The sequence below is a fragment of the Microbulbifer maximicatervae (SeqCode) genome (assembly GCF_052467955.1).
The window spans coordinates 2,146,903-2,168,692 of sequence record NZ_CP174329.1 but is presented as its reverse complement, the minus strand read 5'-3'; the positions used below and the strand labels follow the sequence as shown (position 1 = coordinate 2,168,692).

The 21,790-nt window shown below is 48.5% G+C and carries 20 protein-coding genes; 3 read left to right on the top strand and 17 right to left on the bottom strand.

Annotated features, from left to right (window positions below; all coding sequences use genetic code 11):
* Positions 1–2: 2 nt before the first annotated feature.
* Genes ACJJI5_RS09350 through ACJJI5_RS09325 form a run of 6 tightly spaced genes read right to left on the bottom strand, consistent with a single transcriptional unit; the run spans position 3 to position 3,870 of the window.
* A complete protein-coding gene (locus ACJJI5_RS09350) occupies positions 3–617 on the bottom strand; it encodes a DUF1190 domain-containing protein (RefSeq protein ID WP_282933397.1) in 615 nt (204 codons plus the stop codon).
* Positions 618–629: 12 nt separating this feature from the next.
* Positions 630–1,046, bottom strand: coding sequence for a DUF350 domain-containing protein (locus tag ACJJI5_RS09345; protein WP_282933398.1), 417 nt, complete (start codon positions 1,044–1,046; stop codon positions 630–632).
* A 14-nt stretch (positions 1,047–1,060) separates the two neighbouring features.
* Positions 1,061–1,714, bottom strand: coding sequence for a YjfK family protein (locus tag ACJJI5_RS09340; protein WP_445356087.1), 654 nt, complete (start codon positions 1,712–1,714; stop codon positions 1,061–1,063).
* Positions 1,699–2,769: a potassium channel family protein gene (locus ACJJI5_RS09335; RefSeq protein WP_445356086.1), complete on the bottom strand. Its 1,071-nt coding sequence runs from the start codon at positions 2,767–2,769 to the stop codon at positions 1,699–1,701. Before ACJJI5_RS09335 ends, ACJJI5_RS09340 begins: the two co-directional genes overlap by 16 nt.
* A gap of 4 nt (positions 2,770–2,773) precedes the next feature.
* Entirely contained in the window at positions 2,774–3,469 is a 696-nt protein-coding gene (locus ACJJI5_RS09330) for a PspA/IM30 family protein (RefSeq protein ID WP_282933401.1), read from the bottom strand.
* Positions 3,466–3,870 carry a DUF2170 family protein gene (locus ACJJI5_RS09325; RefSeq protein ID WP_108732689.1) on the bottom strand — a complete coding sequence of 135 codons (405 nt, stop codon included), beginning with the start codon at positions 3,868–3,870 and terminating at the stop codon, positions 3,466–3,468. Before ACJJI5_RS09325 ends, ACJJI5_RS09330 begins: the two co-directional genes overlap by 4 nt.
* Positions 3,871–4,018: 148 nt before the next feature.
* Between ACJJI5_RS09325 and ACJJI5_RS09320 the strand changes: the two genes are divergently transcribed.
* Positions 4,019–4,333, top strand: a complete 315-nt coding sequence (locus ACJJI5_RS09320; protein WP_108732688.1) for a DUF6471 domain-containing protein — start codon at positions 4,019–4,021, stop codon at positions 4,331–4,333.
* Between the two features lie 123 nt (positions 4,334–4,456).
* On the opposite strand, the gene ACJJI5_RS09315 is transcribed toward ACJJI5_RS09320, so the two are convergent.
* The 7 genes from ACJJI5_RS09315 to ACJJI5_RS09285 all read right to left on the bottom strand — a co-directional run bounded on the left by ACJJI5_RS09315 (position 4,457) and on the right by ACJJI5_RS09285 (position 15,719).
* A complete protein-coding gene (locus ACJJI5_RS09315) occupies positions 4,457–4,759 on the bottom strand; it encodes a hypothetical protein (RefSeq protein ID WP_282933402.1) in 303 nt (100 codons plus the stop codon).
* Between the two features lie 85 nt (positions 4,760–4,844).
* Positions 4,845–7,571, bottom strand: coding sequence for a DEAD/DEAH box helicase (locus tag ACJJI5_RS09310; protein ID WP_445356085.1), 2,727 nt, complete (start codon positions 7,569–7,571; stop codon positions 4,845–4,847).
* Positions 7,572–7,648: 77 nt separating this feature from the next.
* Positions 7,649–8,200: a GmrSD restriction endonuclease domain-containing protein gene (locus ACJJI5_RS09305; protein WP_444894306.1), complete on the bottom strand. Its 552-nt coding sequence runs from the start codon at positions 8,198–8,200 to the stop codon at positions 7,649–7,651.
* 239 nt (positions 8,201–8,439) lie between these two features.
* Positions 8,440–10,641 carry a hypothetical protein gene (locus ACJJI5_RS09300; protein WP_445356084.1) on the bottom strand — a complete coding sequence of 734 codons (2,202 nt, stop codon included), beginning with the start codon at positions 10,639–10,641 and terminating at the stop codon, positions 8,440–8,442.
* A 296-nt stretch (positions 10,642–10,937) separates the two neighbouring features.
* Positions 10,938–14,045 (bottom strand): efflux RND transporter permease subunit, encoded by a 3,108-nt coding sequence (locus ACJJI5_RS09295; protein ID WP_445356083.1) that lies wholly within the window; start codon positions 14,043–14,045, stop codon positions 10,938–10,940.
* A gap of 43 nt (positions 14,046–14,088) precedes the next feature.
* A complete protein-coding gene (locus ACJJI5_RS09290; protein WP_445356082.1) occupies positions 14,089–15,153 on the bottom strand; it encodes an efflux RND transporter periplasmic adaptor subunit in 1,065 nt (354 codons plus the stop codon).
* 38 nt (positions 15,154–15,191) lie between these two features.
* Positions 15,192–15,719, bottom strand: a complete 528-nt coding sequence (locus tag ACJJI5_RS09285; protein WP_282933409.1) for a TetR/AcrR family transcriptional regulator — start codon at positions 15,717–15,719, stop codon at positions 15,192–15,194.
* Between the two features lie 152 nt (positions 15,720–15,871).
* On the opposite strand from ACJJI5_RS09285, the gene ACJJI5_RS09280 reads away from it, so the two are divergent.
* Positions 15,872–16,261, top strand: coding sequence for a YchJ family protein (locus ACJJI5_RS09280; protein WP_445356081.1), 390 nt, complete (start codon positions 15,872–15,874; stop codon positions 16,259–16,261).
* A 21-nt stretch (positions 16,262–16,282) separates the two neighbouring features.
* Here the strand turns inward: ACJJI5_RS09280 and ACJJI5_RS09275 are convergent, their stop codons facing one another.
* Both ACJJI5_RS09275 and ACJJI5_RS09270 read right to left on the bottom strand, forming a co-directional pair.
* Positions 16,283–16,471, bottom strand: coding sequence for a hypothetical protein (locus ACJJI5_RS09275; protein WP_445356080.1), 189 nt, complete (start codon positions 16,469–16,471; stop codon positions 16,283–16,285).
* 79 nt (positions 16,472–16,550) lie between these two features.
* Positions 16,551–17,759 (bottom strand): RtcB family protein, encoded by a 1,209-nt coding sequence (locus ACJJI5_RS09270; RefSeq protein ID WP_445356079.1) that lies wholly within the window; start codon positions 17,757–17,759, stop codon positions 16,551–16,553.
* A 429-nt stretch (positions 17,760–18,188) separates the two neighbouring features.
* On the opposite strand from ACJJI5_RS09270, the gene ACJJI5_RS09265 reads away from it, so the two are divergent.
* Positions 18,189–18,920: a pseudouridine synthase gene (locus ACJJI5_RS09265; protein WP_444957283.1), complete on the top strand. Its 732-nt coding sequence runs from the start codon at positions 18,189–18,191 to the stop codon at positions 18,918–18,920.
* A gap of 38 nt (positions 18,921–18,958) precedes the next feature.
* Here ACJJI5_RS09265 and ACJJI5_RS09260 read toward each other — a convergent pair whose 3' ends face one another.
* Positions 18,959–20,266, bottom strand: a complete 1,308-nt coding sequence (locus tag ACJJI5_RS09260) for a polysaccharide lyase (RefSeq protein ID WP_445356078.1) — start codon at positions 20,264–20,266, stop codon at positions 18,959–18,961.
* 246 nt (positions 20,267–20,512) lie between these two features.
* Positions 20,513–21,775 carry a patatin-like phospholipase family protein gene (locus tag ACJJI5_RS09255; protein ID WP_445356077.1) on the bottom strand — a complete coding sequence of 421 codons (1,263 nt, stop codon included), beginning with the start codon at positions 21,773–21,775 and terminating at the stop codon, positions 20,513–20,515.
* Positions 21,776–21,790 lie beyond the last annotated feature (15 nt).

Here is a 21,790-nt window from a genome sequence, read left to right as displayed (position 1 = left end):
AATCAACCTCCCCAGCCGCGCGAACCACCACTGCTGGAGCGACCCCCTCCCCAGTTGGATTTGGCCGATGCCACTGCTCCAAAGCCTCCACGGGAAACAGTTTTGGTAACTTTAGGCTTAGGCGCCGTAGCGCTTTTATCCACCTTATAAGATGAACGGCCATAGTCGCCAATAATGCCGCCGTCAGCTGTCATCAGCTTGTCGCGGTAACGGGAGCCTGAATAGCGGTAGACCGGGTTGTAGTAGCCATAGTTGTAGTGGCGATCCCTGTCATTGAGCATGGAGCCAACCATAAAGCCCGCCATCAGAGGCATCCAGACGCCGCTACTGGTCTCTTGGCAGCTACCGAACTCAGCCTCACACTGAGAGAGACGGGAATACTTGGGCCCGGTGCGCTCCGCTTCCTCAACCGCGCGCTGATAAGCTGCTTCACATTGAGCTTCGTCCAGCTGGGTATTGGCCACACAGTCATCTACTGAAGAGACAACTTTAACTTCCTCATCTGAGGAGCAACCGACCAGGGCAGCCGCTACACCTAAGGCAAGTGGGCGCAGTAAAAAATTGGAGCCACCGCCCTTTCGCATCCTTGCCAGGTTAATATTCTTGGTACGCTTCATTACCACCCCCAATTAGTAGCTCATGCAAGCCGCATTCAATACGCCAACAGCGATTGTAGTTGCAGCCAACATAACACCGGCACTCACCTCTCCATCTTCGATGCGCTCAACAATACGCGGCATAAACCCAAAGCGGATAATGGCAAAAGCAATTAACTGGGCGATCAATGCAACCAGGGCCCAGATGGCGAAATCGACAATAGAAATAGAGTTACTTGCAGCACCACCAACGGCAATTGCAAAACCCAAAACAGCACCACCAAAACCAATAGCGGCAGCCGTATTCTTATCTTCGCGGATCAACTTCCACTCATCGTGAGGGGTCACCAGTGCGTATAAAAATTTAAATGCGATCAAAAGTACCAGCGACAGGCCAAAGTAGGCCGCAAAATGCAAGATACCAGTCAGTAAATCATAAGGCTGGTCCATTAAATATCTCCTTATTATCCGTGTATTGTTATTTGTGAGGGGGTCAGAGTAATGCCGGTGCTAATCACCAGGCTGCGGCTTAAGTAGCCTGCATCCTCTTCTTTCTCTTCAGCTGAGAGAAAAAGGGATTCGGTTTGCTGATCAGACAATTCGCGTTCGAAAAGCATGGTGAATTGATCCGTTACTGAATAATCACCATCTTCATCGTAAGTCTTCTCGGCCATATGCACTGGGTTGTGGTAGTCCCCTGCTGCGGTCCATACACGGCTATAAGAGCGATCCTGCAGGTGATAACTGGGTGCGCCAATATCACTCTTTAACAATTTATTCCAAGCCTGCTCCGAACCAACATCCAGAGTGTCGTAAAAATGGAACAGCTTTACATCGACCACATGCTCATCCCGCTGACCGCCCTCAGCAATCACTTGCAGCCAGGCATCATCATCAGTGTAAAAGCGATAAATCCAGGTACCATCTAGTTCGACAACACCAGCCGCTTTAATGATCTGGGTCGGTGAACAGGATTCAATGGTCAGTTCATCGAGTATCAGGCGAATAGCCAAAGGGTCCAGCTCAAAACTCGCCCCCATTCGCAAGCCCATAATTTCTGGAGTCTTGACCTTTGGATCGTCCTTTCCCTTTATTTTATTTATCAGTTTGGTAAACATGTACCAACACCTTCTTCATTACTTTTTATATCGAAACAGCTTTTTTCATCGAGCCGCTTTGCAGAGATATAATACAGCATGTCGCCCTCGGTGACCTGATCGGTAAGCCCCGGGTTCACATCAATTTTAACCACGCCCTTTCTACGTACCGCAATTAGGGTCGCGGAGAGATCCCGCTTAAAATGGTCAAATAATTCACCGACAGGAAGAGGCTTCTCACCCCGATATTCAACGCTGTATTGGGTCATGCCGTATGTGCTATCGAGCAACTGTCGGTGCAACCTTGCGGAACCGGGGTCAAGCGAGGATTTTGCCAACATCTCTACAGCGACAGAGGGAATACATTCAATATTGGGACAGTGGGCACGGAGCAATTCACCCACATTTTCATCTTGGAAATAAGCCGTTTTATGGCTGTTCGGGCTGAGCTTGTCGCAGAATAAGGCGGTTGTAAGGGTTACATCATCCAGAGGGTTGTCGATAATAATTCGAGCGGCATCGGCCAACCCTGCCCTCTGCATACCTTCCCCGTGGGAAAACGATTCCACCCGGACAAAATCAATCTTACCCGGCATCGGATTTTCGATATCGGCTTCAACACAGAGGACAATCTCTGCTGCGCTACCGTTTGTTTTGGAGAGTAGCAACTCAATCAAGCGGAGCGTTCTGGTACCGTTCCAGCCGATAATTACTGTGTGATCAATATGGTTTGTCATACGCAAGCCCTTCTTGCCGCGATGCACAAATTCTGAAACCGCAAAGCCAATTCTTGTGACCACCATGGCAAACAGGCTGAGGCCCACTGGGATCACCCAAGCGGCAACTACGACTTTACCCTCAGGGGTTACCGGGTAGAAATCGCCGTAACCTACTGTCGATGCGGTAACGACCAACCAGTAAAAGAAATTCTCGCCCGCGACAATATCAGCTTCACCGGCAATTTTGAGCAGCCAATAGGAGATGAAAACATAGCTGCCTACAGCTATGAGAATGGTGGTTACATTGGCCCGAATGAAAAGCGACGCCAGAAGGCGTCGCACTCGATAAAGCAGCACTGTGTTAAGCCTTTTCGCGGCCCGCTAACAGTTGAGCCAACTTATCGCTGCCACTTTTCTGGCCGCCGGGCTTGATGCCCGCCGCTTTCAGCTTGGCATCCAGGCTGGAACCGGTTTCCTCTGAAGCCAGCTCTTCCGCAGCTTCAAGCTCAGCAGCACGCTGCTCCTGCTTGTTTTTGATGCGATCCAGGCTGTCCAGCGCTGTTTTGATCTTGCTATTCGCACCCATGTGGCGGGAAGAAACCGCTACCTGTGCTTTTTGAACAGACTCAGTCGCTTTGATCTGGTCAATCTGCTGCTCCATACGGCGCACATTGGTTTTTGCCTGGGTAATATTACCTTTCAGGGTGCTCTCTGAACTCAGGAATCCATCCAGGATGCTGCGCTCAGTTTCCAGCTGGCTTTCCAGCTCGGTAACACGCTCTGCGCACTCAAGAGCGAGTTCGTTATCGCCCTTTTCACTCGCGTTAATTGCGTGAGTGCTATAGGTTTCAACGTCGGCTTGCAGCGCTTGGACCTTACTCTCAGTAAGTTTGCGCTTCGCCATGATTTTGGTCAGATTTTCATCGCAAGCTTTCAATTCTTCCTTCGCCTCGCGTAATTCTTGGTCAAGAATACGAATCGATTGGCTATCCGCTACTGCTTCTGTTCCTTCGTTAACTGCGCCTTTCAAAGCAGTCCAGATTCTCTTAAGGCTCATGCTACACCCTCCGTTTCAAAATGATCGGCAAATAAATCCAGGAAGTCACCCACATTGGAAAACAGGGTCTCAACCTCCTCGATAACAACTTCGTCCTTGCTGGACACCGACAGAGCACCGAAAGCGACGTAGTAGTTCTCACCACCAATATTCTTAATCGCAATGGCTGTCAGGGGCACCAGCTGATGTGTTTGCAGAACCATTTCATTGAGCGCTGCCACATCATCTACCTGGCTCACGGGAAACAGAATGCTCTCTACAACTATCTGCTTCTCGCCAACATAGACAAACGCATCGACGCCTTCATCGTTGGAAATACTGAGGCAATCCCCCTCAGATTCGACCACCCATCCGGAGTGGTTTTCCGCCAATTGGCGCAGGTTCTCATTGTTCCAGGTCATCTCAACTCCCTCGCTGTGGAATATTGGTCACAAATATAGCACCAAAAAATCTGCGGTCAATAACTTATTACAAACTAATGTTGCAAATAATACACACAAAGATAATATTTACCACATTGGTGATAGTGAATAGGACGGAGTAGAGCCCATGGACCACAAGCAAAGCCTGAGCAACCAGCAAGCACTGACCCCTTACAAGCAGGCAATTGCTCGCTATGTGCGCGCATCAATGGCACTAAAGGGCATGCGTTACGGAGATCTCGCCCAAGCACTGGCCGAGAGAGGAATTTCAATGACACCGGAAAACCTGCGCAGCAAAGTCAGCAAGTGCATGTTTTCAGCAGATCTGCTGGCAGCCATCATCGATGCCATGTCGGTGGAGGACAGCGCCATGCTTGAAATCCTCAAACAGGCCCGTGAGCTGCAAGATCGAGGACTCTATGCCGAGCAGGAGAAAAGCTAACACGCCACCTCCTTGGACACCAGTACACGCGATCACACTTTGACTCCGTCGTCAGTAATTAAGCTTACCCGCTGAAGAACCGGGGTATCCACGACTCACCTGCACAGCTCCTTTACAGGTGAGTTAGTAGTGATGCAATTTGACGACTGGCTCACCATTACCACACTTTCCGACAACCTCAGGCTCTGAAAGCTTGGCCCCTGCAGGAATAATCTTATTCGTTGGCCACCAAACAAAGCAGGCATACCTGAAATTGACTGCCCAGTTACAGTAGAGGCGTCCGTCCTCTTCCTCATAGAACCGCGCCTGGCAGAAACTTAAAGTGGGACTTCGCACCCCTTGAACCTGCTGGGGATCAGCCAAAGAAACTTGCACTCCGGCAATTGCAACCACAGAGAGGGAGAGAATCAGCAACCAGGATTTCATAGATCTACTCTGGAATTTTGCTCAAACCTCCTTGAAGACTAGCAGCTGCGGCGTAACTTTCATCTCTGAACCCTAAGCAGCAGCACTAACCTTCAGGAATAGCAGCTTCAGATATAGGCACTTTTTCCTGCTTAAGAATCGTCAATAACTGCTCGATGCAGCCCTGCCGGTCTTTTAGCCAGTTAATATACGGCAGGGGAAAAACCGGAATGCCCGCCCGATACAATGCCTTGTAGACCTTTACACTAAAGTAAGACTCATAGTCGCCGGGATACCCAATCAGGTCAATACCGATGAAACGCCCGCTCACAGCACAAACCACATCTACAATCTGCCCAGCCACAGGAAAGCCTACCCAATGGGGAATTTCGTGCTGGGTTAATAAATGGCTAACTTCACTCGCAAAACGACATACGATTTCATCACCCTGCAAATGACTGCCAACGGAGTGTGAAAACTCAACATATTGACGCAAGAGATGATCCGAAGGGAGAGTTTGGGGCTCAATCGACAACGCAACCAACTGCTTTTCTTTTGCCCTGGTAATTGCGACATTAAACACATCCGCCCGGTTTAAGTAGCTGGCTGCCCGCAACGATTGACTATCAATAGCCATGGAGATAAGCATTAAATCTCGCTCCTCTCCTTGAAAACCATAGGGCGTGGCAACGCGTACAGAAAAACTCTGTAACTTCTGAGAGGAGAAGACCTTAATCAACTCCCCTTCCAAATAATCGGCCTGATCCCGATAGGGAGACAAAACACCGACCGACGGCCGAATTGCAGCATCGGCATAGCGCTCGAAATGCGCTTTCAATTGCGCAATAACCCAGTCGCGCTCTACCGTGTTTCTCCCATTTTTCCTCCGGCGCCCTGGCAGTTGATAAAATTCTAGCGCCGAGCCCGGTAATGGTTTGGGCCTGGCCCTCATAACTTTCAAGCGGCCGGAGTAAAAAGTATGGTTACTGAATGCGATCAGCTCTGGATGGCTGCGAAAGTGCTCATCCAGCATCACAACAGCTTGTTGAGTGGGGATCACGTCTGAAGCCAAATCCAAAAGTGATTGATCCCTATAGCTCAGTTTTGGCGGCACCCCGGCCTCTTTTATCACTCCCTGCCAGATACTTTGCTGCCGCTTGCGGGAAAGAAATGAAATATGCCGCAGTTGTTTGCTGTCACCGACAATCACTGCCCGCTCAGCTCGAAACAGAGCCGGCAGTGAACTCGCAATATCACACTGGGTTGCCTCATCAAAGACCACCAAATCGAACATGGCGGGCGATAATGGCAGCACTTCATTGAGTTCATCTGCCTCCACCAGCCATATGGGGAACGCCTGCATTACCACCCGCATATCAGTTTGGGCAAAGCGCTCCGCCTGTACTTTTGAAGTTCGAGATCGCAAGGCTTGATTGAATTGGCTCAGGGTACCCCGATTTTTTTCCAACAGCCTGTGCAATGTATCGCGGCGATAAGTGTTTAAATACTGACTTGCCAGGCTTTCAAAGTTGCGCCGACAATCATCAATCGCACCTTGTGATTGCCACAGATTTTTAACACTCAATCGATTTGCAAAGAAGCTCCAGGCATGTCGCGCTACCCACTGAGCAAACCGACCCACACTAACAGCGCGCGCCAATCCCAGCTCTTTGGAGAAGCGCTTCTCCAAGCCCCTCAAGGCTCGATAAGCCCTCTTCAGTTCCCTCTTCACCTGGGCAGGCTTTCTCTCTGGAAGTTCCACCCCCTCTTTCAGCAGCCTATCCAAATGAGCTTTTAAGCTGGGGATAAAACCCCGCTCCTCTCGATGTACATACCCCTGAGTCAGCCCGTACTCATCTCGCAACTTATCCCGCACCACATCCAATGCTTGCTGGTTCTTCGACACCACCAAAACACTTTCACCATGCAGCACTCGATCGAGAACCATAGCGGCGATTGTAAAACTCTTTCCCGTACCGGGCGGACCTGAAACAAGACTAAGAGGAAAGCGAGCCGCATTTTCCAGTGCCCTCTCCTGAGCCCCACTCAATAGACCCGGCAGCATATCCGGCTCACACGCTTTCTGTGCAGTTTCCCAGTGGCACTCTCCCAGTAATGCCTGTAACGGAGGAGATAATTTTTTTTCCCTGCCTAAAAGTTGTAATTCGTGCAGTACTCCACGAGAGCCCCTCGATCTATCCGCAAGAATTACCGCACCCGCCGAGACCAAGGACAACTGAGCCCCCTTCGATGCACTTTCAACAGCTGCCTTATCACTCAGGTTAGGCCAGCGCCCCAATTCCTCCACATTTTCCAAAATAGTGTAATGGGTTAGCCAGCGACCGACGTCAGCCAGCTGTGTCGAGGACAGTGGCGAAGCAAGCACTGGGAAACTATCTGTTATTGAGGACTCAACATCAGGTTTAAGCAGTTGACGTAAAACAGGCAGATTAACGTGAATGTTTGCAGGGTTGATCTCTACAAAATAATCCTCATCAAAATGTAGCTTGGCGGGAAAATAAAGTAGTGGTGCACAGAGCTTGCGTTTTGCACTTAGTCCAGATTGGAGAGCGTAGTTACCACAAATAAACAGGCAACCATAAATCAGCCGCCGCTCCTTTCGGTAAGCATCCACTTGTTCCAGCAGTTTTGCTCCCGCCGTAGCGGAGACAGGTACACGTGGTAACTCATCAGCCCCCAAGTAGTCCCGCTCATCCAAGAACAGACGACGATTCGATTTGAGATTTAGAATATTGTTGAGGGAGAGGTCGTAACTGTCAGCTTGATAGCAGCGCCGAAAGTATTCGATTAACTTCTTGGGGGGATGCTGCATTTCAAATAACTCCTGGGGGACAACAAAATTCTAACGGATGCCGGAATCTTGTTATACCCCCCAGAGATTACTTGTCCTCAGCCATCCGCCATTAGCGATTGATATTTGCGGCGCTCGCCCGCACTCAGCTGAAGATCATACTTATCTACGATTGCCATAAACCGCTTGAGGTAAACTTGCTTGACTGGTCCATAGGGCGGCATCCACTTGTCCGGCCCTTTGTGGCCTTTACTTTGGTTACGACCGTCATCAACCAGCCATAAATTCTCGATGTCCTCAGCAAACCGCTGCTTTCGCTTGCGCGTCCAATCGGCTCCCCCGTGATCGTGCGCCCACTTTAGCGGCACAATATGTTCTACATCAAGATCTGAGGCTTTTACAAAGAAGCCACCCGTGTATGGGTCCAGCCACAAACCGGTGTCTACTTTACAGTGATTGGAGCGGGTATAGGTTACCGGGGATAGTGAATAGCGAATTAACAACTCATGGCGGGTATCCTGACAATCCCGATCGGAATCAGACCATTTGGGCAACCACTCCGCCCGATCATAGGACGCTGCAAAAGCGGAAAAACTGAAGGAGAAAACTACAGCAATGGAAAAAAGCTTAGAAACTGACCGAACGCTCATACATCAACTACCAATCAAACCAGAGCGCTAGGTTACAAGAAAGTGTGTACCAATTGTATGCGGCGGTTCAAATCAATAAGAAATGGTTCAAACGTTATACAAAACACCCCAAATGAAAAAATAGGGCTATAGCAAGGGTAATGAAGAGCAGGATATTTCGATCAGTTTTTTTACACCTGATAAAAATGCCCTGCCTGATTAACGCTTGACAGGGCATAATTTATCAACGATAGATTTTGCTACTTGTCCAGCCCTACCGCTTGAGGGATATAGATTGCGTGCAACTGTCCTCCGGCCATCATTTCCTGAATCAATTGTGTAGAGGGACCATTTTTTTGGTCACGCACATTAAAGGAATTCAGGTAACTATCCACTCGACCTTCAAAATCATAGTGAAACTGGGTTGAACTCAAGAACCAACCATCACCCAGAATATCGCCCACATAAATAACCCCGGATGCTTCAGCATCGGTAGAGAGCGCAGCCTCTATTCCGGTATCATCCAGCCCACTGCGAACCTTGGAGGATTGTGAGTAGTATTGACGGTAGGGCTTACTCTCCACATGCTCTTCCAACAGCATTTGGTATTCTTCGTCAGTAGGCTCAGCTTCCAATTCTCCACTTGCCAGCTGTTTCTCGATCTTCAGATCGAGCTCGTCTTCACTATCGCCGATAATTTCCGGGTTAAATTCGGCAACACGAATCATCTCTCCGGTTTCAGGGTCGAGAACGTAGATTGGTGAGTAATAATTAGATTTATCAAATTGCAATACCAGGCGAGTCTTATTATCGACACCAGCAACCGCTGCCATATTGTCGAAATTTTCATAGTTGTCAGTTATATCGCCATCAGATTTGCTACTCACTACTCTCTTGATGATTCCACCATCTATTGGATTGGTGATATCCGAAAACTCAAGCTGGTATATACCGTACTTGGCTCCAAAATAAAAGCTATTGGGATCTAATGGGTCCCAATCACCATCTTCCGGGGAACGCCACTGGGAGACATCCATTCCAGTGGTATGAATGCGGAAGGCCTGCTGGCTCATATCGCGAATATCTTCTGGCTTCCCATCGCCGTCGGTATCCTGGCTGGAGAGTTGTACCAACTCAAACATCAATTCGTTATCGTCAAACAACGCTCGATTGTTACTATCACTAAAATCAACCACCGGCGCGCCATCGCTATCCAGAACCCGAACCGCATACAGCTCACCATTGGTCAAGCCAGCCTTATCAACTTCACTGCCTTCATTGGTTTTTTCACCAACATAAACTGTGAGAAACCCCCCATTGCGATAAGCATCATCCTCATCACCCCGAGGCCGTTCATCATCGACAGACAGCAGTATGGTTTTATCCTGTGCTTTATAGTTGGGTACGATATTCTCAAAGCGAGATTTACCGAGTAGTGGCAATTCATAAGCATCACCAGCATTGTCTCCGGTTGTCAAAACAGCGATACCGCGTCCGATATAAATTTCCGATTTATCGTACTCGTAGACAGACTCGATCTCACTCTTGGCTCTCGCCTCACCACTGATGCTACCAAAAGCATCAAACCGCAACCCCTCATAACCACGCTTCTCAACCAAACCATCGTAGTAAGTTTTGAGGCTTTCGCCACCGTCACTCTCTTCGCCAGTCAAGAACATCCGCACCTGGGTGCCTTTGCCGCTTTCCGCATTATAGAAAGCAGTTTCAGCTGGCAGAGTTGCGGAGCAGAAGCGTTCGAATGCTCCCGTATTCACAAGGTCCCCATCCGCATCAAAATAGGGTTTCATTTGTGTTACGTAGGTATATCCTGGAGATTCAGCAACCTCACCATCCGTGTCATACAGGGTACGCCGCCAGGCATAAACACCTTTAATCAGGTCCTCACCACCCTCAATTTCCCCGGTGGTTTTATTGATTACCCACTTTGAAATGAAGGTGCCTGTCGATCGGAGACTGCGATTTGAGTTCTCCAGCACCACCCCATCACCGCCAACAAAGTTGTAGTGTTCCTGGTTCATAAACAGGGTAAATGTACCGTCGTCATTATCCAGATACCCCAAACCATCGGGCTCTCCAGACAATACATAAAGGCCATCCGTATCCGCAGCATCGAGACTTGGGTGCTCCTCGAATATAGGAAGCATATCCTGTTGGGGAACGTTTTCACTGGAGTAATCGGTGGGGAGATAACCATTGCTGAGCAGATTAATTACCTTGACGTTTTCAGCCGTGGCGACAACATGTGGCACCTGCATTGTTGAAGGACCAATATACGCAGCAGCCTCAGAACCAGCAACTGATTCAAATAGACTGACTTCCTCAGGCACTTCCGGATCTGGAGTTACCACTACCGGATCATCATTATCGTCACTGCAACCAGCCAAAATTGCCGGTATAGCGATAGCTAACGCTGCTCTTTTGAAAAATTTATGATTTTTCATTGCCACTCCAATGCGTTGATTCCCCACCCGAAGGCAGTTCCAGTTATAAAGGCGGCATAGAGTAGTTGTGCTAAATGACAGACTTAATAAGGTTTGATTACAGACGAAGAATAATTTAGTTCAATAAATTTAATTTTCTGCACAAAGCTCTTCATATGTTTCAATGAAAATCTCCCTCTCAGAAAACAACCTGGTAATTAATGGATGAAAAACGAAGACAAAAAAAATCCCGTACCAAGCGAATAGTAACTTGGTACGGGACTCTTAGATCAGCCCCAAATTAGAGCAAACATGTTTTAAACGGATACAGGTTCGCTAATAGCCGCCTCTTTGCGTTGCTCCTTGGTTTCAGTTTCCCCGCCGATTACTTCGTTGGGTCTCACTTTGTGGAATACCGCATAGAACACAGGGATTGCAATCAGTGTCAACACCGTAGCAAATCCAAGCCCACCCATAATTGTCACCGCCATATCCGCAAAGAAAGCGTCGAACAGAAGCGGGGACATTCCCAAAATAGTAGTGACAGCGGCAAGGAATACCGGACGCAAGCGGCTAACGCTGGCCCGTTGGATAGCTGTCAATCTCGGTAGGCCTGCATGGGTCTGAACCTCAATCTCATCCACCAATACCACGGCATTTTTAATCAACATACCAGACAAGCTGAGGACACCGAGAAGAGACATAAATCCAAATGGTAATCCCGTCGCCAACAACCCGACAACAACGCCGACGAGACACATAGGAACAACCAGCCAGATAATCACCGGCTCCCGAACAGTACCGAACAGCAGTATCGACACCAAGATCATAATCAGGAAGCCCAAGGGTAAACCTTTACCTAACGACTTCTGCGCATCGGTAGAACTTTCGTACTCACCACCGAATTCAACCTTGAAGCCTGGCGGCAACTTCATCTCTTCAACCCAGGGACGTATACGGCCAAAGGCTGCCATTGCCGTAACACCTTCAGGCGCATCCGCACTGATGGTAATAGTCGGTACCCTGTTGCGTCTTTGGATCAATCCTTCATCAGCAGTTAACTCGAAATCAGTAATCAACTGTCCTGCCGGAATATAACCCTGCTCATTGGGGCTCCACACCAAGCGGTCTTCCAGTGAACCCACTTGATTGCGATCTCCCTCTGGCATACGGGCAACAATAGGGATAATACGGTCACCGCTTTCAAAGTCTCCAACGGTGTAACCCGCAGTGGCAAACTGAATCATACGGCTGACATCAGCATTGGTAACCCCGGCAACTCGCGCCCGCTCATCATCCAGATGTGCGTGCAGAGTAGGCTCTCTGCTGCGCCAGTTGTGACGAATATCTTCCAGTCCTTTTTCACGGAACTGCTGTTCTACACTGACCGCCAAGGTACGCAGTGCCTGGTAATCCGGACCTGAAATACGCACTTCAACATCCGATCCGCCACCGGGACCAAATACCAGGCGTTTGAAAGTAATCAATGCTTCCGGCTGCGCTACACGCAACTTCGTCTTGGCACTCTCAATCAACTGGGGGATTTGCTCCCGGTTTTCAGTGCGGACAATCAACTGGCCATAAGACGCATTGGGTGGCTCGGGAGCATAGGTCAGCATAAAGCGATCAGCCCCGCGACCAGCTACCGCCGTTACGGAGACAACTTCATCCTGTTCCTGGAAGAATGCAGTCGCTTCCTGAAGCGCCTTGTCCGTACGGTTAATATCACTGCCCTGAGGCATGAAGTAGTTAACATAAAAAAGAGGAGCATTTGAATTGGGGAAGAACCCCTGCTTCACAAACCCGAAAGCAAAGTAGCTGGCCAGGGTCACCACAATAAGTACTGCAATGGTCAGGCCCCTGCGCTTCAACGCTCCTGATAAAGCACCGGAATACATGTTGTAGAAGCGGCCATCGTACGGATCATCCGAGTCGGCTTGCTTACCCGGCTTAAACAGGTGATAGCCCAGGTAAGGGGTAATAGTAATCGCCAGTATCCAGCTGAGTAGCAGGGAGATACCAATTACCGCAAACAGGGAGAAAAGGAATTCGCCAGTAGCATCATCGGACAGACCGATGCCCGAGAACGCCATAATACCGATAATGGTCGCACCCAGCAGCGGCCAGAAAGTCTGGCGGACTACGCGCCTGGCAGCACTCTTAGGCTCTTCTTTTCTCTGAACCCCCATCAGCATCCCTTCGGCAACCACAATGGCATTATCAACCAACATACCCATGGCGATAATCAGGGCACCGAGAGAGATCCGCTGCAAATTCAAGCCAAACAGGTTCATGATTAACACGGTGCCCAAAACGGTCAAACCGAGGACAGTGCCAACCACAACACCGGATCGCCAGCCCATAAATACACAAAGTACTAGAGTAACGATCACGACAGAGGAAACCAGGTTAAAGAGGAAACCGTCAACACTCTCCTCTACTACCTGGTGCTGCTCGTAAATAGGATGGATTTCTACACCCAGGGGCAATGCCTGTTTAATCTGCTCCAGCCTGGCCTCTACCGCCTTGCCAACGTTCACGATATTGGTATTTTCCGCACCGGCAACACCCAGCAGAATGGCCTGCTTACCATCAAATCGGGCAATAAAGCTTGGGCTTTCATCGTAACCGAGAGAAATATCGGCGATATCACGAACGGCCAGCATCGCGGTAGAACCGGGCACGCCGACGAGAATATTACGAATGGATTCCAGGTCACTCGCAGGATTATCAACCAGTATGCGGGTACGTAAATCCTGACCTCCAATCTCGCCAACTTTCTGGGTCGAACTTTCAGATTGCAGTACCTGCGCTAAGTCATCCAGGGAAAAACCAAACTGGGCCAGGCGGGATTCATCAATATCCAGGTAAGCCACTTCGTCGATAATGCCTGAGCGGGAAACCTTGGCAACCCCCTCAACTCCCAGTAACTCCCGGCGAATCGCTTTGGTAATTTCACGCATTTCAGTCAGCGAAAACCCTTCTCCGGTAATCGCATAATAAATACCGTAAACCTCACCAAAGTCATCATTCACAATGGAGGGTAAAGCACCGCTGGGCAGGTCACTTTGAGCATCATTAACCTTGCGCCGCAATTCATCCCAAACCTGGGCAAGTTCCTGCGAGGCATACTGATCTTTGATTTCCACCCGAATTTCAGACATTCCCGGACTTGAGGTGGAAGAGACCTTGTCCAGCTGTCCCATTTGTTGGATGGCCACCTCAAGCTTTTCGGTGACCTCCTCTTCTACACGCTGGGCGCTGGCGCCTGGGTAGAAGGTGTAAACACGGGCTTCCTTGATCGTAAACGCAGGATCTTCGAGGCGACCAATATCTGAAAGCCCCCAAAGACCACCGATTAAGCAAATCAGCATCAACAGCCAGCTATAAACTGGCTTTTCTATAAATATGTCAGAAATCTTCACAACATTTTCCCTACTGTTAACAGGGCCAGAGCTAACACACTAATTAGTGCTGTGCGTAATTGCGTACTTTTGCACCGTCATAAAGGTGCTGGCCGCCGGTAGCAACCAGTTTCATAGAAGGGCTAATGCCATCTTTAATCTGAACCGACTCACCATCAGTACGCCCGAGGATCACGGAAGCTTTGGAAACAGACTGGTCTGCATTAATTTGCCAAACATAGGGCTTACCTTCCGGGCCAGTCTGCACTGCTGAAAGGGGAACCCACAGATCACCACTCGCTTTATTCAACTTCACACTAACGCGAGCGGTCATGCCGGGAAGGATCTGTACATTTTCGGGGCGGGGCATTCCAAACTCGACAACGTAAGTCTGGGTAACGCTGTCTGCCTCAGCCTGGTGCTCACGGTAAGTAAGTGGGAACTCCTTGCCCGGCAAAAATTCAAATTCGGCGGTCATGGAGTTGACTTGCTCTTCATTAACCGTGGCCAACAGCTTTTCAGGCACGGAGATTTGAATTCGAACTTCAGAAATATTCTGCAAACGGACAATTGCCTGGCCGGCCTGGACATTGGTGTAATTCTCTACCAGCTGACGAGTCGCCAAAGCATCGAATGGAACCCTTAGCTGGGTATATGCCAGGTCCTGCTCAGCACGTTCCAGGGTAACTTTAGCCAAGTCAAAGTTACTTTTCGTTTCATCCAGCTGCTGCTGTGAAATAACTTTTGACCCTGCCAGAGAGCGTTGACGATTGAGGGTTTTTTCCAGTAACTCTACATTTAATCGGGCTTCTTTTACCCTGCGCAGGTAATCCCGCTGGTCAAGTTCTGCGATCAGGGTTCCCTTAGGAATAATTTCACCTTCGCGAATTGTGAGCTTGTCCAGCTTCCCACCGACCTGGAAAGATAGGTCGACACTCTGCACTGCCTTAACACGACCGGCAAACTGTCGATCTTTGACCTGGTCATTACTGGCAACGGTAGCTACTTTCACGGGCCAGACGTGCTCTGCTTGCGCCTGCTCCGTCTTCGATTCGGAGCATCCTGCCAGAACTGCAACTGCTGCAATCAAAACGGCCAATGAGAAACGCGATCTTGGCGATATATTCATATTCATCATCCACAAACTGTATTAACTGGGGCTGACCTTTAGTTCAGGTCGGCAGAGAGCGCCAGCAGACGTCCCTGTAAACGTTCAATAATCGGGTCTTCAGACTCAACCACACCGAGTACGCGACCCAGGAACATGCCCTGGGCCGCCAGGATTAGCAGTTCCGCCATTTCCGGGTCACGATACGCATCGCAGATATCGCGACGCTGCTGCTCCTCTTTGTCTTTTACCGGTCCCAGCAACATGGGGTCTTCGGCCACGGCGGCGATCAGTGAGCGAGGCAGCCCCTTGTCGTCCTCCATCAATTCAAAAATGCTCTTCAAGCGCGACACCAACAAGCTGTCCCCGGAGGACACAAAAGTGGCAACACTGTCATCTTCACGAGCTATTGCCGCCTCCAGCATCGCCTTCAGGAGTGACTGCTTAGTTCGAAAATGATGAATCAAACCGCCCTTGCTGAGCCCGCACTGTGCAGCCACCGCATCCAGGGTCAACTTGCGCGCCCCGCGATCCCGGACTACTTCTTCTGCTGCTCGGACAATGGCAGCTTTGTCGACTCTCGACACATAACCTCCTGGGCACCATCAATCAAAACCAACCGGTTGGTCGGTATCTTAGCGGCAACAATTCAAAGGTCAAGCTATGCTACGCTCCCTCACCAGAAAACATGGTTAAAAAGTGTTACGAGAGCGTTAAGTTCACGCTGGAGAGATGATTTATGACGGATCGGTACTGCCCCTGTGGATCGGGCAAGCCCCTTGATACCTGCTGCGGACTCTATTTGTCGGGAAAGGCTTACCCTAATAATGCAGAAGCGGTTATGCGCAGTCGCTATACGGCCTTTGCAACCGGAAATTTTCGGTACCTGAAAAAAACCTGGCATCCCGACACCTACCCAGAACTGCAAGCTGAGGATATTGAAACCCAGTGGACACAATTGGAAGTTATTAAGAGTAAGGCGGGACTAAAAAAGTCGATTGTGGAATTTAAGGCTTGGTATACAGAAAATGACCAAGAACACCTAATTCACGAAATTTCACTATTTAAGTTATTTAAGAAGCGCTGGGTATATTTGGAAGCTCTACCCAACTGGCCTAATGGGAAATAGGCTAGCAGAGAACGCGGCTAACTAAAGAGGCGATATCAACGAAAAAATAGCAGTAAAGGCCTGGGGGCGGGAGTCGCACTCCCGCACCTCTTTACGCAGCTTCTGCTTGCTAGCGAAACGACCCGAAGATTTTGCCTTTACGTGGGCACCGCCCTTTCTCATTAGCGGATTACGCGCAACGTAACTACGAATTTTTTCTTTCTTTTTCATAAAACTTCACCTTTTACTTTTAGTAGATCCACTCTTCCAAATATCTTCTCACTCAAAACTTGTATTGATACCTCCTTATTTACCCCTTGATACAAATTACCTGGCGTAGCGTGTGCACCACTTCCACAAGATCGGACTGATTCTCCATCACCTGATCAATATCCTTATAAGCAGCAGGAATCTCATCCAGAACGCCCTTATCTTTACGGCATTGCACACCTTGGGTCTGATCTTCCAAGTCCTTTCTGGTAAAACGCTGGCGAGCCGCTGTACGACTCATTTTTCGACCAGCTCCGTGGGCGCAGGAACAAAAAGATTCCTCATTGCCAAGCCCACGCACGATAAATGACTTAGCCCCCATAGAGCCGGGAATAATTCCCAGCTGATCTCTCTGAGCACTAATAGCCCCTTTGCGAGTCACGAATACATCTCTATCAAAATGGCGCTCGCGAACAACATAATTATGGTGACAGTTAATTGCCTCTGTGGTCAAAGTAAACTTTGGTAAGCTGACCTTCAGGCATCCAAGCACAAGCTTCATCATTTCCTGCCTGTTCCAGCGAGCATATTCCTGCGCCCAATTAACCGCTTCAATATAATCGTCAAAATTCTGGCAGCCTTCTGAGAAATAGGCCAGATCCTTATCAGGAAGATTGTGCATATGCCCAGCCATATCCCGACGGGCCAGCTGGATAAAATGCTGACCAATAGCATTGCCAATCCCTCGACTCCCCGAATGCAACATCACCCAGACAGCACCACTCTCATCAATACAAACTTCGATAAAGTGATTGCCACCCCCTAATGTACCCATTTGGGTCACCCAGGTTTTTTGTGGCTGATGCAGTTTCTTCAGTAGCCCTGGATGCTTTGAAAACAATCTATCCACACCGGGAGCTAAAAGTTTGCAGGCAGATTCCCTGGCGCTGATCAGTTTATGTCGTCCCTGACCAACCGGCACTTTCACCTCAATGGCGTCCCGCAGTGCTTTCAGATTGTCTGGCAGCTGATGGGCTTGTAGCGAAGTTCGCACCGCATTCATTCCACAACCAATATCCACCCCAACGGCAGCAGGAATTATCGCACTTACCGTTGGGATCACCGATCCTACCGTTGCCCCCTTTCCCAAATGCACATCCGGCATAGCAGCAACATGGGAGTGCACAATAGGAAGCTGGGCAATATTCTTTAACTGTTGCATTGCCTGGGGCTCAATATCATCGGTATAGATTTTTACCGGTACCGTGCCAGGCGCTGCATTTCGATTTAACACTGTTTTTACAGGCATATTTTATCCCTGGATTAATCCACTTAACTGAAACGGCAATCCAAGCTAAAACAAAAAAGCCCCGGCATTTGCCAGGGCTTTTGGAAGGTCTGGCTTGGAAAGCAATATCACTTTCCAAGCTCAAGCGCGTGAAAAGCGATTAAACAAATAAACTCTTGATATCTACATTTCGCATTTCACGGCTCCTTAGTGGTGCGATCCACTTCAAAAATACTGCCAATTAGAATGCTAACCTTGAAACTAGATCAGCAATGGAATTTAGGTGCAGTTTATTCTCATTTGGTACCATGTCAAGCCTGTTTTTTGCCTATCGATAAAAATTCTACCCTGAATTCACTAACCAACTTTTACTTTTCAACATAGCTTGAGGGCTCGCTATGCCATAAAATCGTGTTACCGAAATTACAGTCCAGTCGCCACACCCCCAAAATGACCACTCAAGAACCTACCATTCTCTTTGAAGACGACTACTTACTTGCCGCTTATAAACCAGAGGGGTGGCTTGTTCACAGATCAGAAATAGACCGCCATGAAAAGCGTGTACTTTTGCAATATTTGAGGGACCTATGTGGTAGCTTTCTTTATCCAGTACATCGACTGGATAAGCCTACCTCCGGTGTTATTATTTTTGCGAAAAGCAGCGAGATTGCTGCGCAGGTACAGCAACAGCTGGAAAGTGATTTATCATCAAAAAAATATATTGCTGTATGTAGAGGGTATAGCCCGGAAGAAGGTGTCATTGACTATGCCCTCCCCCCCGTTGCCGACTTCAAACACCAGAGGAAACGACCAAAAACGGATCTGCCGCGTCAGCAGGCTGTTACACTGCACCGACGCTTGGAGACTATTGAGTTACCTTATGAGGTTGACCGCTACCCAACCAGCCGGTATTCCCTAATAGAAATCCAATTGAAAACAGGGCGGCGCCATCAAATAAGAAGGCATTTCAAGCATATCCATCACCCTCTAATTGGCTGCCCGAAATATGGAAAGTCAACCCATAATCGTTTCTTTGCCAACAGACTCGAGTGCTCTCGACTGCTTTTGCATGCATCTGAACTCAAGCTTGAACATCCGATGAGCGGTTCTCAGCTGAAAATACAATGCGAAATACAGGGAAGTTTCTTGCAATTAATTCAGCGATTTAAATGGAAACTTTAATTTATAAAGCCTCCAAGTTACTCAGAAACCCTCAAGCCTTACATAGTGCATGGGGCGACCTGCCCAGGATAGGAGCACAATGGCGCTGAATTAATAATTTCCGATGTACAGCAGGCTGAGCTTCCGCCATTTAATTGGCCGCACCCAGGGCCGCCACAGGCCCCACACGAGCTGGAACAGCAAGCTCCTGACCCATTGTATATTCCAGCTTTCTCATTTTCGCATACAGCCCCCTTAAGACCATATATCTTTCTCCCTTGCTTCACTGAAATATTGTCAAAGTAGGCATAGACTTTTTTGGAGGGTGACCACAAAGCTGAACTACCGCCATGAAAAGTACTGAACTGAAATTTATCAATAGCTACCCTATCACTACCAGTCAGCCGTAACCCTTGTTCCTCTATAATTTTTTTGCCATTTATAAATAGCTCGATATATCCGTCAGCATTATTTGCACTGCTATTTAATTGCACAAACAACTCAATCCGATACCAAGTATCCCGCTCAAATCTAAAGCTGTCATTCCCTTGATACCCATCTCCACACCGAGCGACTCTATCCTGATGATAGGTATAGAGCCCAACCCTACCCTCCGCACCAAACTTAACCCGCACACTCCAACTCTTCGGATCAATAGGTACGCATCCTGAAGCCTGTCCCCCACCAGCAAGGCCGTGTAGCTTACCACCCTTAACAAATTCGAAGTTCCGATGAAACTTCACATCGTAAGCGAGAGTTGCCGATGAAACAGATTTGGCTAATTGGGTTGATGTACTAATTCTCTCCGAACCCTTTTCATAAGGAATATACTGAGCTTCCAGAGCATAGCCATCACCGGGCATTGGAATTAAATTTAAATGCTGATCATCAAACGTAGCCAGTGGTTGTAAATCAAAAGTTCTTCGCAACAAGGTAATATCGGTATATTTCATATAGGGAATCCCAACCCGATATCTACCAGAATTTGAAATTGCTCTGAATCTGCCTTGATTTGATGAGAACCCATGTACATAGATCTTCTTTCTTACAAATTTTTTCATTTCCTCATAATTCAAATAAAACTTGAATCCATGGGGAACGCCCTGGGTATCACATATATTGGCAATTCCCTTTGACGACTTCTGATCAGCTCTGGAAACTTTTAATGGAAACCCGCTTCTACTGTCTCCACCTAGATAAAGACCAACAGAAACTGACTTGAATACTCCTTTCTGACACGCCCACCCAGAAACAACCAAGCCTCCCCCCAAATATTCAACCCGATCAACCCTACCGATCATCTGGGCGAAATCCTGATTACCTGTACTAAATGAAAAAAGAGTCACGAGTAAAAACACAGAAAACATCTTGGATAATACCCGACAGCATTGACATCACTATTAAATATAGAAGCTACTTGTTCAGGTGAGTGAGAGCACACACAGCCCAAGAAAATCATAAGAAAGCGCGAAAATAAATGCTAAAGGCTTCCGCCGTCTTGGCGGAACAATATTGGATTTAAGGGCGTTTAACGCCCTTTAGAAACTTGATGCAAAAATATTCACTGAGATGAAAGGCGCTAGTCACGCAAATGAGGGGCGCAGAAACTAAAGTTAGTGTTCAGAATTACCGTGAGAAGCCTCTTCTTGAGATTTACTGCGAATCCCAAATAGCCCCTTGCGCTCAGCTATACCCTCCGGCTCCGGCTGCAAAAAACTGCGCAATTTATCTTTTTCCCACATGGCATCCTGATAGCCGAGATCGATAAGTTCTTCGATATATGGCCTTTCAAATAATAGATAACTGGCTGCAGAAACACCGCCACCGGGATTGGTCGCACCCGTAGAGCGGAATAACCAGCGTAGCGCCGAGGGAAGGTGACCAAGTTTTCTGCCACTAAGACGCCCTAAACTCTGCGAGGGCTCAATAACAACCGACTCTACCGAACGCAACAGTTTCAAATCCGAATGATCTGTTGGATCCACATAGTCAAGTAACATATTTACTCGATCCAGATGCTCCAAGTCTGCCTCCAAGCTATCGATAAATGCGGCATTGAATAACTGAGCAGCTATTTGCGCCATCGAAGGGGACTCCATCTGCGCAGGACTGTTTCGACTCCCCCAATGGGCTGGAGAACGGTTGTCCGACACACCCACCACAAATACACGCTTGGCACCGAGATGCAGTGCCGGACTAATCGGGGCCATCAGACGAATGGCACCATCGCAAAAATAAACTCCATCCAATTTGACCGCCGGGAAAATGGCAGGAATTGCTGCTGACGCCAATAGATGGTCCGAGGTTAATTGAGTGGGTACTCCAAAGCGACGAAACCGCTGCCATCCTTTAACATTCTCCGCTCCCTGAAAAAAGCTGACGGACTGCCCTTCACTATAAGAAAGTGCATTAACACTTGTGGCATGCAAATGCCCAGCCGAAATATTTTTTTGAATATTGTCAAAGTTTATCTCGCGCTCAACCAAGCTGCGCAGCGGACTGTTATCCAGGAGTGCCAAAGGTTTTTGTCTACCCACACCTTGGTTCAAGAGCGAACGACTGATAGAAAACAGGTTCCCAAGTAAACTACGCCAACTGGTGCGATAAACCTGCTCAACACTAAGCTGCAACCAAACAGAGCACATTCTGTCGACAGCTTCTTTAAAGGTACCTGTATGAGAGGCGAGAAGCATCGCGTTCATAGCTCCTGCAGAGGTGCCGCAGATTATTTGAAAGGGCCGAGGATTATCTTCTGGAACCAGTTCCGCAAGCGCCCTTAAAACGCCCGCTTGATAGGCAGCACGCGCACCTCCCCCAGAGAGAACCAGAGCGTTACGCTGGCCAGGTTTGTTACTTTCACTGTTACTTGTCGACAAAGTTTTCTTCCAATA

What these genes read in the sequence shown, in the direction of transcription:
- ACJJI5_RS09350 (WP_282933397.1), bottom strand. Translation starts at nt 617, where the DNA reads ATGAAGCGTACCAAGAATATTAACCTGGCAAGGATGCGAAAGGGCGGT.
- ACJJI5_RS09345 (WP_282933398.1), bottom strand. Translation starts at nt 1,046, where the DNA reads ATGGACCAGCCTTATGATTTACTGACTGGTATCTTGCATTTTGCGGCC.
- ACJJI5_RS09340 (WP_445356087.1), bottom strand. Translation starts at nt 1,714, where the DNA reads ATGTTTACCAAACTGATAAATAAAATAAAGGGAAAGGACGATCCAAAG.
- ACJJI5_RS09330 (WP_282933401.1), bottom strand. Translation starts at nt 3,469, where the DNA reads ATGAGCCTTAAGAGAATCTGGACTGCTTTGAAAGGCGCAGTTAACGAA.
- ACJJI5_RS09325 (WP_108732689.1), bottom strand. Translation starts at nt 3,870, where the DNA reads ATGACCTGGAACAATGAGAACCTGCGCCAATTGGCGGAAAACCACTCC.
- ACJJI5_RS09320 (WP_108732688.1), top strand. Translation starts at nt 4,019, where the DNA reads ATGGACCACAAGCAAAGCCTGAGCAACCAGCAAGCACTGACCCCTTAC.
- ACJJI5_RS09315 (WP_282933402.1), bottom strand. Translation starts at nt 4,759, where the DNA reads ATGAAATCCTGGTTGCTGATTCTCTCCCTCTCTGTGGTTGCAATTGCC.
- ACJJI5_RS09310 (WP_445356085.1), bottom strand. Translation starts at nt 7,571, where the DNA reads ATGCAGCATCCCCCCAAGAAGTTAATCGAATACTTTCGGCGCTGCTAT.
- ACJJI5_RS09305 (WP_444894306.1), bottom strand. Translation starts at nt 8,200, where the DNA reads ATGAGCGTTCGGTCAGTTTCTAAGCTTTTTTCCATTGCTGTAGTTTTC.
- ACJJI5_RS09300 (WP_445356084.1), bottom strand. Translation starts at nt 10,641, where the DNA reads ATGAAAAATCATAAATTTTTCAAAAGAGCAGCGTTAGCTATCGCTATA.
- ACJJI5_RS09290 (WP_445356082.1), bottom strand. Translation starts at nt 15,153, where the DNA reads ATGAATATATCGCCAAGATCGCGTTTCTCATTGGCCGTTTTGATTGCA.
- ACJJI5_RS09280 (WP_445356081.1), top strand. Translation starts at nt 15,872, where the DNA reads ATGACGGATCGGTACTGCCCCTGTGGATCGGGCAAGCCCCTTGATACC.
- ACJJI5_RS09275 (WP_445356080.1), bottom strand. Translation starts at nt 16,471, where the DNA reads ATGAAAAAGAAAGAAAAAATTCGTAGTTACGTTGCGCGTAATCCGCTA.
- ACJJI5_RS09270 (WP_445356079.1), bottom strand. Translation starts at nt 17,759, where the DNA reads ATGCCTGTAAAAACAGTGTTAAATCGAAATGCAGCGCCTGGCACGGTA.
- ACJJI5_RS09265 (WP_444957283.1), top strand. Translation starts at nt 18,189, where the DNA reads ATGACCACTCAAGAACCTACCATTCTCTTTGAAGACGACTACTTACTT.
- ACJJI5_RS09260 (WP_445356078.1), bottom strand. Translation starts at nt 20,266, where the DNA reads ATGTTTTCTGTGTTTTTACTCGTGACTCTTTTTTCATTTAGTACAGGT.